The organism is Labrys wisconsinensis (assembly GCF_030814995.1).
Classification (GTDB): domain Bacteria; phylum Pseudomonadota; class Alphaproteobacteria; order Rhizobiales; family Labraceae; genus Labrys; species Labrys wisconsinensis.
Window position 1 is genome coordinate 79,905 of the sequence record NZ_JAUSVX010000004.1, and the last position, 14,115, is coordinate 94,019.

General features: G+C 69.4%; 13 protein-coding genes. 6 read left to right on the top strand and 7 right to left on the bottom strand.

Going from position 1 to position 14,115, the window contains the following annotated elements; all coding sequences use genetic code 11:
• Nucleotides 1-3 precede the first annotated feature (3 nt).
• On the top strand, nucleotides 4-1,182 hold the full coding sequence (locus QO011_RS13040) for an amino acid ABC transporter permease (RefSeq protein ID WP_307272442.1): 1,179 nt from the start codon (nucleotides 4-6) through the stop codon (nucleotides 1,180-1,182).
• A 1-nt stretch (nucleotide 1,183) separates the two neighbouring features.
• Nucleotides 1,184-2,266, top strand: a complete 1,083-nt coding sequence (locus tag QO011_RS13045) for an amino acid ABC transporter permease (RefSeq protein WP_307272444.1) — start codon at nucleotides 1,184-1,186, stop codon at nucleotides 2,264-2,266.
• A gap of 41 nt (nucleotides 2,267-2,307) precedes the next feature.
• On the opposite strand, the gene QO011_RS13050 is transcribed toward QO011_RS13045, so the two are convergent.
• Nucleotides 2,308-2,769, bottom strand: coding sequence for a MarR family winged helix-turn-helix transcriptional regulator (locus QO011_RS13050; protein WP_307273153.1), 462 nt, complete (start codon nucleotides 2,767-2,769; stop codon nucleotides 2,308-2,310).
• A 206-nt stretch (nucleotides 2,770-2,975) separates the two neighbouring features.
• On the opposite strand from QO011_RS13050, the gene QO011_RS13055 reads away from it, so the two are divergent.
• Complete coding sequence (locus tag QO011_RS13055) at nucleotides 2,976-3,401, top strand: organic hydroperoxide resistance protein (protein WP_307272446.1); 426 nt, start codon at nucleotides 2,976-2,978, stop codon at nucleotides 3,399-3,401.
• A 36-nt stretch (nucleotides 3,402-3,437) separates the two neighbouring features.
• Here the strand turns inward: QO011_RS13055 and QO011_RS13060 are convergent, their stop codons facing one another.
• The gene (locus QO011_RS13060) at nucleotides 3,438-4,175 is read right to left on the bottom strand and encodes a FadR/GntR family transcriptional regulator (RefSeq protein ID WP_307272448.1); all 738 of its coding nucleotides are present in this window, start codon (nucleotides 4,173-4,175) and stop codon (nucleotides 3,438-3,440) included.
• A 35-nt stretch (nucleotides 4,176-4,210) separates the two neighbouring features.
• Nucleotides 4,211-5,620 carry a hypothetical protein gene (locus tag QO011_RS13065; RefSeq protein WP_307272449.1) on the bottom strand — a complete coding sequence of 470 codons (1,410 nt, stop codon included), beginning with the start codon at nucleotides 5,618-5,620 and terminating at the stop codon, nucleotides 4,211-4,213.
• A 186-nt stretch (nucleotides 5,621-5,806) separates the two neighbouring features.
• On the opposite strand from QO011_RS13065, the gene QO011_RS13070 reads away from it, so the two are divergent.
• From QO011_RS13070 to QO011_RS13080, 3 genes are read left to right on the top strand one after another with little or no spacing between them, the layout of a single operon-like run.
• Entirely contained in the window at nucleotides 5,807-6,991 is a 1,185-nt protein-coding gene (locus QO011_RS13070) for a sugar ABC transporter substrate-binding protein (RefSeq protein ID WP_307272451.1), read from the top strand.
• Nucleotides 6,992-7,001: 10 nt separating this feature from the next.
• On the top strand, nucleotides 7,002-8,546 hold the full coding sequence (locus QO011_RS13075; protein WP_307272452.1) for a sugar ABC transporter ATP-binding protein: 1,545 nt from the start codon (nucleotides 7,002-7,004) through the stop codon (nucleotides 8,544-8,546).
• A gap of 20 nt (nucleotides 8,547-8,566) precedes the next feature.
• Nucleotides 8,567-9,556 carry an ABC transporter permease gene (locus QO011_RS13080; protein WP_307272453.1) on the top strand — a complete coding sequence of 330 codons (990 nt, stop codon included), beginning with the start codon at nucleotides 8,567-8,569 and terminating at the stop codon, nucleotides 9,554-9,556.
• A 35-nt stretch (nucleotides 9,557-9,591) separates the two neighbouring features.
• Here QO011_RS13080 and QO011_RS13085 read toward each other — a convergent pair whose 3' ends face one another.
• The 4 genes from QO011_RS13085 to QO011_RS13100 form a co-directional block, all read right to left on the bottom strand.
• On the bottom strand, nucleotides 9,592-10,446 hold the full coding sequence (locus QO011_RS13085) for a hypothetical protein (protein WP_307272454.1): 855 nt from the start codon (nucleotides 10,444-10,446) through the stop codon (nucleotides 9,592-9,594).
• 312 nt (nucleotides 10,447-10,758) lie between these two features.
• Entirely contained in the window at nucleotides 10,759-11,955 is a 1,197-nt protein-coding gene (locus QO011_RS13090) for a M24 family metallopeptidase (protein ID WP_307272456.1), read from the bottom strand.
• 106 nt (nucleotides 11,956-12,061) lie between these two features.
• Nucleotides 12,062-12,946 (bottom strand): amidohydrolase family protein, encoded by an 885-nt coding sequence (locus tag QO011_RS13095; protein WP_307272458.1) that lies wholly within the window; start codon nucleotides 12,944-12,946, stop codon nucleotides 12,062-12,064.
• Nucleotides 12,943-14,091, bottom strand: a complete 1,149-nt coding sequence (locus QO011_RS13100) for a vWA domain-containing protein (RefSeq protein ID WP_307272460.1) — start codon at nucleotides 14,089-14,091, stop codon at nucleotides 12,943-12,945. Before QO011_RS13100 ends, QO011_RS13095 begins: the two co-directional genes overlap by 4 nt.
• Nucleotides 14,092-14,115 lie beyond the last annotated feature (24 nt).

Sequence of the window (14,115 nt, forward strand, 5' to 3'; positions counted from 1 at the left end):
GGGATGTCCACGACCACGATCCCGCCGGGCGCCGATGCGCCCGGCCTTCGGCTGTTCCGGGACCGGCTGGGCGAGCGGCCGCTGACGCAGATCGCCCTGTTCGTTGGTCTGACGGCCCTCATCGCCTTCCTCGGCCGCAACCTCGCCGAGAACATGGCCCGGGTCGGCATCGTGCCGGGCTTCGCCTTCCTCCAGCGGCCGGCCAATTTCGAGATCGGCGAGAGCCTGATCGCCTATTCCGCCGAGATGAGCTACGCGCGGGCCTTCCTCGTCGGCGTGCTCAACACCCTGGCCGCCTCGGCTGCCGGCTGCCTCCTCGCCACCCTCCTCGGCGCGGCGCTCGGCATCGCGCGCCTGTCCACCAACCCGCTGCTCGCCGGATCGGCGCGCGCCTATGTCGAGGCGGTCCGCAACACGCCGCTTCTGCTGCAGCTGTTCTTCTGGAGCGCCGTGCTGCATGCGCTGCCCTCGGCGCGGCAGGCGTTGCAGCCGCTCCCCGGCATCCTCCTCTCCAACCGCGGCGTCTTCCTGCCGGTGCTGCGCTTCGAGGACGAGCGCTGGTGGCTGGTCGCCCTCGGCCTCGCCGCCGTCTTCGCCATGGCGTGGGTCGCCGTCGGCCGTCGGCTCGGCGAGCGGCCGGCGCGGCGGCGCCGGGCCCGCTCGGTCCTGATCCTGGCCCTGCTCGCCACCCTGGCCGCCGCGGCCATGCTCCTCGGCGTCACCATCGAGGTGCCGCAGCAGAAGGGCTTCAACATCGCCGGCGGCCTGTCGCTGACCACGGAGTTCTCCGCCCTGCTGATCGGCCTCACCGTCAACGCCGCCGCCGGCATTGCCGAGATCGTGCGCAGCGGCATCGAGGCGGTGCCGGCCGGCCAATGGGAAGCGGCCGGCGCCGTCGGCCTGCACAAGGGCCAGACCCTGCGCCTGGTGGTGCTGCCGCAGGCGCTGCGGGTGATCGTGCCGCTGATGACCTCGAGCTATCTCAGCCTGGCCAAGAATTCGAGCCTGGCGGTGGCCATCGGCTATCCCGACCTGGTCAGCATCGCCAACACCGCCGCCAACCAGACCGGCCAGGTGCTGGAGAGCCTCCTGATCATGATGGCCGTCTATCTCGCGATGAGCTTCACCGTGTCCTGGCTGATGAACCGCTACCATGCGCGCCTGGCGCTGCGGGAGCGCTGAGATGGCGCTCGTCAGCCTGCCGGCACCGCGCCTTCCGGCTCCGGCCGCCGCCTGGCGCAAGGGCCTGTTCGGCTCGCGTCTCAACGCGGCGATCACGCTCGCCTTCGCCGGCCTCGCCGCGCTGGTGCTGCCGCCGCTCCTGCGCTGGGCGCTGCTCGACGCCACCTGGACCGGCACGGCGCAGGACTGCGCCGCGCGCGGCGGGGCCTGCTGGGCCTTCATCGGCGAAAAGCTGCGCTTCATCCTGTTCGGCCTCTATCCCCGGCCGCTGCACTGGCAGGCGGCTCTCGCGACGCTGCTGGTCGCCGGCCTCATCGTCGTCACCGCCCTGCCGCGCTTCTGGCGCGCGCGCCTCGTCCTCGCCTGGCCGCTCGCCATCGCCGCCGCCGTGGCTGTGATGGCGGGCGTCCCCACCGGCCAACCCGTCCCGACCCAGGTCTGGGGCGGCCTGCCATTGACCCTGCTGCTGGCGACGACGGCCTTCGCCGCCGCCTTCCCGATCGGCGTGGCGCTGGCGCTCGGGCGCCGCTCGAAGCTCCGGCTCGTCCGCCTCATCGCCGTCGCCTTCATCGAGGTGATGCGCGGCGTGCCGATGATCGCGGTGCTCTATGTCTCCACGCTGCTCTTCCCGCTGATGCTGCCCGCCGGCGCCTCGGTCGACAAGCTGCTGCGGGCCGGGACCGCGGTGACGCTGTTCGTCGCCGCCTACATGGCCGAGATCGTCCGGGCCGGCATGCAGGCGGTGCCGGCCGGCCAGGACGAGGCGGCGCGGGCCCTCGGCCTCGGCCGATGGCAGGCGATGCGCCTCATCGTGCTGCCCCAGGCGCTGCGGGCGGTCATTCCCGCCTTCGTCACCCTCGGCATCGGCCTCTTCCTCGACACCACGCTGGTGATCGTCATCGGCCTGTTCGATCTGCTCAACACCGCCAAGACCGCCGCCGTCGACCCGCAATGGCTCGGCTTCTACACCGAGGCCTATGCTTTCGCGGCGCTGGTCTACTTCGTCCTCAGCTTCGGTGCCTCGCGCTACAGCCTCTGGCTCGAGCGGCGCCTGGCGTTGCCGGCCGACCGCGCATCGCGGTGACGCCCGACACCGGCGAGAGCTCGCCGGGCTCGCGGGGAGAGCTATGCCGCCGCCGGACGCAGAGCGTTCGCCGGGTCGCCGGAGGCGGCGTGATCGAGGGCGGTCCGGAGCGCGGCGATCTCGGCGCGCAGCCGCTGCACCTCCTCGAGCCGCAGGCCCGAGACGGCAAGCAGGCAGCCCGGGATGTCCCGCGCTCCGGCCTGCAGCGCCCGTCCCTGGCCGGTGAGGCGCACCCGCACCTGCCGCTCGTCGACGGGGTCGCGTCGGCGGTCGACATGGCCCATCGCCTCCAGGCGCTTGAGCAGGGGCGTCAGCGTGCTCGACTCCAGCGCCAGCTTCTCGCCGAGGCTGCCGACGGTCTGGTCGTCCTGCTCCCACAGCGTCAGCATGACGAGATATTGCGGATAGGTCAGGCCGAGCGGCTCCAGGAGCGGCTTGTAGACCCGGTTGAAGCTGTGGCCGGCGGCATAGATGGCAAAGCACAGCTGCTCGCCGAGCTTCATGGCCTCGTCGGGCGTGGTGGCGGGCATGGTTCTCCTCGAAGACATGATTCGGATTTATATCGTGCGCGATCTTATCGCAAGCGCTTGACGCCGACCCTGCACCCTTCTATTGATTGTGTGCGATTTGATCGTGTACGATTTAAACCGTGCCCGACCTGCGGAGAGCCGATGTCCGGCCTCCGCCCAACGGAAGACAGGAGCTCCCCATGTCCGTGAACGTCCTCTACCGCACTTCGGCCCGCGCCATCGGCGGTCGCGACGGTCGCTCCGCCACGACGGACGGCAGCCTGGAGGTCCGCCTCGCCACGCCCAAGGAGCTCGGGGGCGCTGGCGGCGAGGGCAACAATCCCGAGCAGCTCTTTGCCGCCGGCTACGCCGCCTGCTTCCTCGGCGCTATGAAGTTCGTCGCCTCCCAGGGCGGCCCGAAGGTGCCGGCCGACGCCACCGTCACCGCCACCGTCGGCATCGGGCCGCGCTCGGAAGGCGGCTTCGGCCTCGACATCGCGCTCGCCGTCGCCCTGCCGGGCGTCGAGCACGCCGAGGCCGAGGCGCTGGTCGCCAAGGCGCACCAGGTCTGCCCGTATTCCAACGCGACGCGCGGCAATGTCGACGTGCGGCTGAGCGTGGCCTGAAGCATCCGTCCCGGCGCAGGAGGGCAGGGGCCTGCCTCAGTCCCCCTGCGTCGGGGCGCCGTCGATGCGGCGCATCGCCTCCAGCGTGGTGCGGTTGATCGAGGCCAGATGCACCCGCATCGCCTCGGCGGCAGCGTCGCCATCGTGCCGGGCCAAGGCCTCGACGATGGCCGCGTGCTCCTCGGCGCTGCGCTCGATCACGCCCGCCGTCTCCGAGGCGACCCGCCGATAGTCCATGCCGAGCTCGTAGAGGCCCTTCGCCACCGATTCCATGAACGGGTTGGCGCCGATGCGCATCAGGAGGTGGTGGAAGGCCTGGTCGACCACCCGGAACGCCGTCGGGTCGGACGCCGACCGGTATCCGGCCGCGACGAGGTCGCGCAGCTGCGCCAGCTCCGCCTCGGTGACGCGCGCGGCGCAAAGCCGGATCAGCCCGCATTCGTTGACGAGGCGCGCCTGGTAGAGCGCGTCGAGGTTCGATTCGTTCAGCCCGATGACGAATTGCAGCGGCGCCAGCAGCCGCGAGATTTCCAGGTCCGTGACCGAGCAGCGCCCGCCCTGCCGGCTCTCGACCACGCCGAGGATCTGCAGCCCGCGCAGCGCCTCGCGCACCACGGGGCGGCTGACATGCAGCGCCTCGGCGAGCTCCCCTTCGGTCGGGAACACCTCGCCCGGCTTGATGTTGCCCGAGCGGATCAGCTCCAGGAGCTGGCTGGCGACGCGCTCGGCCGCCGGCTTGCGGGAGATCGGCACGATCTTGTCGAGATAGCTCATGCGCTGATCCGCTGACGACACCGCATCGATCGCATCTACCGGCACACGATTTCGAGCGGCAGGTCGAACAATGTCGCCACGCGCCGCAGGCGGTCGATCTGGCGTCCGATCGCCAGAACGCCGTGATGGGTCGGGCCGAACGAGGCCCAGCCGTTGACGAACGCCCTGAGGCCGCAGGAGAACCGCACGCGGCAATTGGTGTCGCCCAGGCGAAGGCCGGGTCCCGCCACCGCCTCGCCTTCGGCCGCCACGAGGCGGAAGGCGCCGCCCCGGCCCTGGGTGAGGGACAGCAGCGTGACGGGCCCCAGCTTCGGATAGGCCTGCGTCAGATATCCCGCGCCGGATTTGCCGTGGAACACCGCCGAGCGCTGCAGCGTCGGCCTTTGCGACGACACCGCGAGATCGGCCGCGCCGCTATGGCCGATGATGCATTCGTCGCGGTGAAAATCCATCGAATAGAGCTCCGCCAGCGTGGCGCTGCCGGCGACGTGCTTCAGCATCAGCATCGCCAGCGCGGTCTTGATGTCGGCCTCGACCGGGCAGGCGACGCCCTCGGTCATCAGCACGGCGAAGGCCGGGTTGGAGGCGGCGAGGATGCCGGCGTGCTCCTCGCGCACCATGCCCTCGTAGTGGTTGGGGATGGCGCAGAGGCGATGGGTCTCGACCAGCCGGTCGAGGCCGGCGAGGACGCTCGCCACCGCGTCCAGGGCCTCGCCCTCCGGCAGGTCGAAGGCGGCCGTCAGCGTCTCGACCCGCGCCGCGCGCTCCGGCGGCGTGACCGCATGGCTCTGCGTGACGATGTCGTCCCAGTCGAGATGCCTGACATAGGCGCCGAAGCGCTGGAAGAACGCGGTCTCGTCGACATGGAGGTCGGTCATGCCGGGATAGGGCCGTCCGAGCAGGCCGAAGCTGCGTGTCCGCAGCGTCCGGCGGATCGAGGCGGCGGCGCACCAGTCCCGCAGGCCGTCATCGACCTCGGCGTCGCCGTCGAGATGGCCGGTGATCACGTCGAAGCGCTTGCCGCCGCGGATCAGCACGGCCGTCATCTCGGGCAGCCCGGCACAGGTGCAGGCGACGCCCAGCCAATCCGCGATGCCGTGCACCCCGTCCATGTCGAGCGCCGGCACGGACTGGACGTTCATCAGCACGACCGGCACGTCGAGCCCGTGCACCGCGATCAGCAGAGGCTCCGACGTCGCGTAGGTGGTGAGGTGGCAGACCACCAGGTCGACATCGCCGCCGGCAAAGGCCGCGCTCGCCGCACGGGCCGCCTCGATGCTGTCGGCGAAGCCGGCATCCACCAGCTCGGCATCGCCGAGCTTGCCGAGGAGGGTCCGGTAATGGCCGAGAAGCCCGTCCCTCATGCCCGGGAATTGCGGCCAGTATGCCGCCAGGCCGAGCGCCAGGACACCGATCCGCGGCTTGGGCCTGCCTGTCCTCGCCATGCCTGCTCCCCCGGCTCTGCGGTCCTGACGAACCGATCGTTGCTTCGCGACATAGTATCTTGACTTACAAGTTTGGCAATGAGACATATTTCTCAAATGCCCCGGCCGGCGCCCGCATCGCGGTCCGCCGGCGAAGGAGGCGGTCAGTGGCGCGGGGCCGCAAGCCCGCGAACAGGGAGGACGACAGTGAGGATTCTCGCACGCATGTTCGGTCCGGGCGTCGTGGTCGGCGCCCTGCTCGCCACCGCCGCCCATGCCGCCGATTTCCACGGCTTCGACCCCGAGAGCTTCTCCGGCGCGCCGCTGAGCGCCGAGCAGCTCAAGGCCATGGTGGCCGAGGCGGTCGCCGCCCATCCCCCGCGCAACGGCGCCAAGCTCACCATCGGCTTCGCCAACCTGCAGCGCGACATCGTCTTCTGCCAGCGGGTGGAGAAGGGCCTGCTCGACAACGCCGCGCTGGCCGGCGTCGATCTGCTGGTCTCGGACAACCGTCTCGACGGCGCCACGGCGCTCTCCAACGCCCAGAGCTTCATCCAGCGCGGCGTCGATGCCGCCATCGAGTTCCAGACCGACGCCAATTTCGGCCCGATCATCATGAAGGCCTTCGACGATGCCGAGACCAAGGTCACGGCCATCGACATTCCGATGGGCGGGGCCACCTTCTTCGGCGCCAACAATCCGCGCTCCGGCTTCATGGGCGGCTCCTATCTCGCCCAGGCCGCCATCGCGCTGAAGGGCCTGGACACGGTCCGCAAGGGCTATCTCGTCGTCGGCGAGCTGCCGCAATCGGGTGCCATCCCGATGATGCGCACCAATGGCGAGGCCGCCGGGTTCCTGGCCACCGTCAAGGACTTCCCGCCGGGCCAGGTGATCAAGATCGACACCAAGAACACGCTGCAGGAAAGCTTCGCGCAGATGACCAACATCCTGCCGCGCATTCCGCCCGGCGTGCCGATCATGGTGACGGCGATCAACGACCAGTCGGCCTCCGGCATGCTGCGGGCCGCCAAGCAGGCCGGGCGCGAGGACGACGTCGTCGCCGTCGGCATGGGCGCCGACGAGACCGAGACCCTGGTCAACGAGCCGCGCTTCGTCGCCTCGGTCGGCTATTTCCCCGAGCGCTACGGCAACTACCTCCTGCCGATCGCCCTGATGCATCTCGCCGGCAAGGAGGTGCCGCCCTCGGTGCTGGTCAACCACGTCATGATCAGCAAGGCGAATGTCTGCGACTATTATCCCAGCTTCAAATGCGACCCGAAGGGCGCCGTGGTCGACTACAAGTTCCCGCAGGCCGAGTTCGAGGCCTATCTCGCCTCGCTGCGCGGCGACCCGACGCTGGAGGCCTACAAGACGCTGATCCCGACGAAGTGAGAGGCGCGACATGACGGTCGAGACGGCGCGCGACACGCCTCGCCTGGAGATGGCCGGCATCGCCAAGAGCTTCTCCGGCGTTGCCGTGCTGCGCGACGTCGCCCTGTCCGCCTGGCCGGGCGAGGTGATCGCCCTGCTCGGCGCCAACGGCGCCGGCAAGTCGACGCTGATGAAGATCCTCGCCGGCGTCTACGCCAGCGACGCCGGCGAGATCCGCGTCGACGGCCGGCCGGTCGCGATCGCCGGCCCGCAGGACGCCATCCGCGCCGGCATCCGCCTGATGCCGCAGGAGCTCTCGGCCCATCCCGACCTCACCGTCGCCGAGAACATCTGCCTCGCCGCCATGCCGGTCCGGCGCGCGCTCGGCATCCCTCTGGTCGACCGCCGCGCCATGCGCGCCAAGGCCGCCGATCTCCTGGCCCGCCTCGGCCTCGCCGACGTCTCGCCCGAGGCCCGCATGGGCTCGCTCTCCCTGTCGCAGCAGCGCGTGGTCGAGATCGCCCGGGCGCTGGCCGGCGAGGCCCGCATCCTGATCATGGACGAGCCGACCGCCGCCCTCTCCGATGCCGAGGCCGAGAGCCTGTTCGCGGTGATCGGCGCGCTGAAGCGCGAAGGCGTCACGGTGATCTACATCTCGCACTATCTCGACGAGGTGTTCCGCCTCAGCGACCGCATCCTGGTGCTGCGCGACGGCGGCGTCGCCGGCACCTTCGCCGCCGCTTCCATCTCGCACGAGGCGGTGCTGCAGGCCATGCTCGGCGGCGCGCTCGGCGACCTCTACCCCCCGAAGCGGGGGGAGGCGGCCGGCATGCCGGTCCTGCAGATCGAGGGCCTCGGCCTGCCCGGCTGGCTGGAGGACGTCTCGCTCGAGGTCGGCGCCGGCGAGATCCTCGGCGTGTTCGGCCTGGTCGGCTCCGGCATCGAGAAGCTCGGCCGCGCCGTGTTCGGCGCCGAGCCGCGCGCCCGCGTGGCGCAGGCGCGCCTGAACGGCGCGCCCTATCGCCCGCAGGCCCCGCGCGACAGCGTGCGGGCCGGCATCGGCTTCGTCGCCGCCGAGCGCAAGCGCGAGGGCCTGATCGGCATCCTCACCGTGCGCGAGAACACCACCTTGCCCTTCCTGCCGGGCTTCACCCGCTTCGGCCTGGTCGACCGGGCGCGCGAGGGCGCGAAGACCCGCCATTGGATCGAGGCGCTCGGGGTGCGCACCCGCGGCCCCGAGCAGGAGATCCGCCTGCTCTCCGGCGGCAACCAGCAGAAGATCTGCCTCGCCCGCTGGCTCCTCGGCGATATCCGCCTCCTGGTGCTGGAGGAGCCGACGCGCGGCGTCGACCTCGGCGCCCGGCGTGAGATCTACGGGCAGATCCGGGCGCTGGCCGCCGGCGGGCTCGGCGTGCTGCTGGTCTCCTCCGACGCCGAGGAGGTCGCCGGCCTCGCCGACCGCACGCTGGTGCTGCGCGACGGGCGCACCGCCGCGGTCCTGCCCGCCGGCGCCACCGCCGCCGATCTTCTGGAGGCCGCCGGCAACGCTGGCGGTTCTCAGAAATCGGCGGCCTGATTCAACCGACGGAACGCAGCATGACCATGACAGACGCCGCGACCAAGGCCCGAAAGCCCGCCCGGGCCGCCGACCTGATGGCCCGCCCCTGGGCCGGCGTCGCCATCCTGCTGATCTTCTTCGTCGGGCTGCTCCTGGCCTTCTCGACGCTGTCGCCCTACTTCCTGCGCTTCAGCAACCTCACCCAGATCGGCTCCAACATGGCCTTCATCGGCCTGATGGCCGCCGCCGGCACGCCGCTGATCATCGCCGGCGGCCTCGACCTCTCGGTCGCGGCCGTGGCGGGCATGGCCGGCATCGCCGTCGCCATGCTCAACGCCCACGGCCTCGACATCTGGGGCGCCTGCCTCGTCGCCCTGCTGCTCGGCGGCGCCATCGGCTTCGCCAACGGCCTGATCACCACGCGCCTCGGCCTCAACCCGTTCATCGTCACCCTGGCGACCATGAGCATCGTCACCGGCCTCTCCATGGTGATGACCGGCGGCCTGACCCAGCCGCTGCTGCAGCCCGACTTCAACTGGCTGGGCTCCGGACGCATCGCCCGCGTGCCGTTCCCGCTGATCCTGATGCTGGCGGTGTTCGCGCTCGCCTGGTTCGTGATGGCGCGCACGCTGTTCGGCCGCCATATCTATGCCGTCGGCGGCAATCCCGACGCGAGCCGCCTGCTCGGCGTCCCGGTGGAGCGCACCCAGCTCGTGCTCTACGTCGCCTCCGGCGTCTCCGGCGCGCTCGCCGGCATCCTGCTCGCCTCGATGCTCGGCGCCGCCGCGCCCAACGCCGCCGGCCAGCACCTGCTCACCATCATCGCCGCCATCATCCTCGGCGGCACCAGCCTGTTCGGCGGCCGCGGCAGCGTCTGGGGCACGCTGCTCGCCGTCCTGATCCTCGGCACGCTCGGCAACGGCCTGACCCTGCTCGACGTCTCCAGCTTCTGGCAGGACGTCACCCGCGGCGCCGTGCTGCTGCTGGCGGTGGGGTTGGACCAGGTGCGGATCCGGCTGCAGGGGTAGGTGCGGTCAATCGCAAGAAAGGTTAATTGAATAACTTAGTCTGTGCTCCGGCCCATCCAGAGATTCTCATGTGGGAAGGGAATACGAACGCCGACAGACCATTTCTTCTTGCCAATTTCAACTGCTCCCCTGGGACGCTGTGAGCCAAGAAAGATCTGTAAAGCTTGAAGTTCTGCCGATGGCATAAAAATGCTATAGCCATCACCGCGTTTGACAGTATTGCGATCATCGAGCCCTGGCCAGTGACTCGGCCACTCAATCGATGGCTCCGGCGCATACTCATAGGGCCAGATCATGACCTCGATGTCGGCAGGCAGCCATTCTTCTGCTCTGGGATGTGAGAAGGAGAGGAGTGTATCATAAGCATTGATGACGGCATCGGGGATTTTGGAGCGCACCGATCGGGAGTCGAGAGATCCATATATTGAAATAAAGAATGGATTCTTCCATCCATAGACAAGAATTGTTGTTTCTGGTTGATCGGTGCTGTCAGAACCTGCATATCCGCCATTCAAATTTGCTAAGCTGGAAAAGTTCAACGTCTGAAGAAGATTGCTCCGCTCATTCTCCGAAAGTTCGACGGATTTGTAGCGTTGATCGGCCCAGTATATGAGTCTATTGTCTTCGTAAAGTGCAAAGCTGGGAGACTGCGAACCAATCACGCTGACCCGGGGGGATGAACGCAGCAATACAAGCACTGGAATCGGTGTACCGATCTTTTTAGCTTTCGCGAGAGTCTCGGGGCGGTTGAACAAGGAGACTTGATTCGGCTGGCCTTCGATCTTCAAAGAAAGAGTTTCCGCAGATCCCCTCGAAGTATACAGGATGACGTTGGATAGTCCTCCTAAAATGATATCTCTTCTCTGTCTATTGAAATAAATCATCTGCATGTTTGAAGCATTTTCACCAATCGTGCATTTTCGCAATAGGGATTTGTTTGTTGTTGCTGATCGACGTACCGGCGGCAGTTCCAACCGTTGGCATGGGGTTGGTCGGCTGTACTCGTGATCGAAAGCGCAATTCGCGATCAACCATGCCCGATGCATCTTCCGGCGCGATCAGCGATCCACATCGACGCGACGCAGTCCCGACCGACAACGCATCCAAGCCCCCCGTTGCACGCAAACCGATCCGATCCTCCGCAAGGGGGAGGGCTCTGACGGCTCCGCCTTCGAACGAACTGCCCTGCCCCGGGGCGGTGCCTAAACCCCCGTCCCCCCGCGATTCCATCCCCGCGCCGTGTCGCCGAAGCCGATCCAGCCGATGTCCGTCACCGCCACCGTGTCCTCCAGCTTGATGTAGCCGCGGCTGGGATGGAGCATGGTCGTCTCGATCGAGAGCACCATGCCGGCTTCCAGCGGCCGGTCCTCGTCATAGCCGGGATAGGGCACGAAGCCCTTGCCGGTCAGCCGCGGCGCCTCGTGGGCGATCATGCCCATGCCGTGGGCGGTGAAATGGGTATAGCCCTTGTGCTTCGAGCGCTCCAGCAGCGCCAGCGCCGGGGTGAACACGTCGCCGCCGCGCGCACCGGCCTTCACCGGACCGCGCGCGGCCATCTGGATCGCGTCGACCTCGCCGAGCAGGTCGACGAGCTCGGCATCCGGCTCCCCCTGGATCGCCATGCGGCAGACGTCGCCGATATAGCCGCGGTAATTGCCGCCGGAATCGAGCGTCAGCACGTCGCCCTCGCCCCAGACCTGGTCGGAGGGGGCGCGGTTGTGGCTCTTGCCGGCGGTGATCAGGCAATATTCGAAGGTGAGGCCGCGCGCCACTTCCTCGCGCTTCAGGGCCTCGGCGAGCTGGCGCTTGGTCGCGCCCGGGCCGTGGCCGGCGATCACGGTCTGCATGGAGTCCACCACCTTCTCCGAGGCGAGGCGCAGCAGCTCCAGCTCGGCCGGTGTCTTGACGGCGCGCAGCCGCTCCAACGGCACGATCGCTTCCGCGAAGGTCGCGTTCGGCAGCTTTTCCCTCAGCCGCAGGAAGGCGTCGGCGGGCAGGAACGCCATCTCCACGCCGATCCGCTTGTCCGCGAGGCCGAGCTTCGTGATCTGCTCGGCTGCGAGCTCGGCCGCATCGAGCGTGCCCCAGCTCTTGGCGATGACCGTCGGCACCCAGAAGCGGCCGAGCTCGCGCTCGTAGGATTCCATCGGGTTGCCGATATAGGCGGCGTCCGGGGCGCGGCCCCTGGCATAGACCAGCACCGGCAGGTAGCGGCTGAGGCCGAGCGCGTCCATCGCGTCGAAGAAGAAGAACCGGTAGCCGCCGAGGAGATACTGGATGTTGTGCTTCGATGTGAGGATGAGGGCGTCGAGGCCCGCCGCCTCCATCAGGGCGTCAAGCTTGCCCCCATCGAAGGGCAGGCCGCCCGCATGCTCCGTGCTTGCACCGGCGCGTTCCATGACATCCTCCCGTGGCTTGTCCGGTCCGTTCGGCCGGTGCCGTTGTTGGTGAGCGTATAGTGCATGGCGGATGCGGGAACGAAAGGCCGTTCGTCCCCCGTGGCGATCACAACCGGTAGAGCCGCCGCGCATTGCCGGCGAGCATCGCCTCCCGGTCCGCCGGCTGATGGTCAGCCAGGGCATCCCTGAAGGCACCGATCAGCTCGCCATAGCCGCACCATAGCTTCTCGATCGGAAAGTTGCTGCCGAAGACGCAGCGCGCCGGCCCGAACGCCGCGACGGTCTCGTGCACGATCCTGGCGATGTGGGCGGGGTCGTTGCAGCGGACGAAGGTGCCGAGGCCGGAGAGCTTGACGTGCATGTTGGGCCGCTCCGCGAGGCGCTTCAGCCCCTCGCGCCAGGCGGCGAAACCAGCCTCCAAGAGGTCCTCCGGCATGCCGCAATGCATCAGCACGAAGGGCGTGCCGGGGAAATCGGCGGCGAGCCGGGCGCCGTCGGCGAATTGCGCGGTGAAGATCTGCAGCTCGAACAGCAGGCCGTGCTCGCCGAGCAGGGCGAAGCCGCGCCGCCAGGCCGGGTCGTTCATCAGGTCGGGCCGGGCGGCGAAGCGGTAGAGCGGCGTCTCGTGCCAGTGGAGCTGCTGGCGGATGCCCCGCACGGTCGGGATAGCCGCCAGCGCTCGCAGCTCTGCCGCGACATCGGGGCCGGCGAGGTCGGCATAGGCAACCTGCGCCGTCGGCCAGCCCGTGCGCTCGTGCTCGCCCTGGACCCAGCGCGCCTCGTCGAGGCCCCGCGCCGGTGCCCAGTTGGCCTGGACGTAGACGCTGCCGGTGACGCCATGCGGCGCGGCGTCGGCGATGTATTCCTCCGGAGGATAGTCGCGGCGGATCGACTCATAGGGGCCGAAGATGCGCGGCAGCATCGGTCCCGAGAGCCAGGGCAGGTCCGCCTGCCGCCAGATATGGTGATGGGCGTCGATGATGCCGGTCATGCCGAACCTCCCAGTCGAAACTGCGTCGCGGCCGAGCCGCGCGGGCGGGCCTGCGCCGCGGCGAGGGCCGCGGGGAAACCCATCCACGCCGCGATCGAGGCGGCGTCCGCCATCCGGTCGATCGAGGCCAGCACGGCCTGCATCGCCCGCGTCTGCGGCTGGTAGCGCGGGTCGGCCAGCATCGGGCTCGCCCAGATCAGGCGATGCGCCAGGCGCGCGAGCCGGGCCGTCGCCTGGACCATTCGCGCGGGATCGCCGCGCTCGAACCCGTCGGAGACGATCGCAACCACGGCGCCGCGCACCAGGGTGGCATGGTGGGAGCGCTCAAGGAAGGCCGCGAGGCTGTCGCCGATGCGTGTGCCGCCGTCCCAGTCCGTCAGGATGTCCGCCAGCCGTGCCATGGCGACGTCGAGATCGGCGCGGGCGAGCAGGCGCGTCACCCGCGTCAGGCGGGTGCCGAAGCAGAACACCTCGGTCGCCGGCAAGGCGCGGACCAGGGCATGCGCCACGGCCAGGGCGTCCGGCGAGACGGACTTCATCGAGCCGGACACATCGACCAGCATCAGGAGCCGCCGCGGCATGTGCGGGCGGCCGCGGCGCGGCACCGGCTTGAAGGCGCCGGCAAGGGTACGGTCCTGACGCAGGGTCTTGGCCAGGTCGATGGCGCCGCGGCGGGCCGGCACAAGCCGGCGCGAGAGCCTTCGGGGCATGGCGGCGCGGCTCGCCTCGGCCGCGGCCCGCGCCCGCAGGGAGGAGGGCAGGGGCCGGGTCCGCCTGGCGCCGGTCCCGTCGGCATCCGCCGCCTCCAGGCCGCCGCCTTCGCCGGTTTCGATCCGGATAGCGGACCGGACCGAGCCGCGCTGATCGAGGCGCTGCTCGTCCTCGCCGGCCTCGCCCGGCCGCTCCAGCGCCGGCGGCGCCAGGCCGTGCAGCCAGCCGCGAAAGGCCTGGTCGAAGCAGGGCAGGGCCTCGGGGCTTTTCAGGAAGACCGTCCGGGCGATCCAGTAGAGCTCGCCCGGCGCATCGAACGGGATCGTCGCGAGGGCGGCGAGGAAATCCTGGATCATGTCGGGGGTGACCGGCAGCCCGGCGGAGCGCAGGCGCCGGGGCAGGTCGTCGAGAACGGCGGTGGCGGAGCAGTTCATAGGCCGCCCGCGACTTTTGGAGGT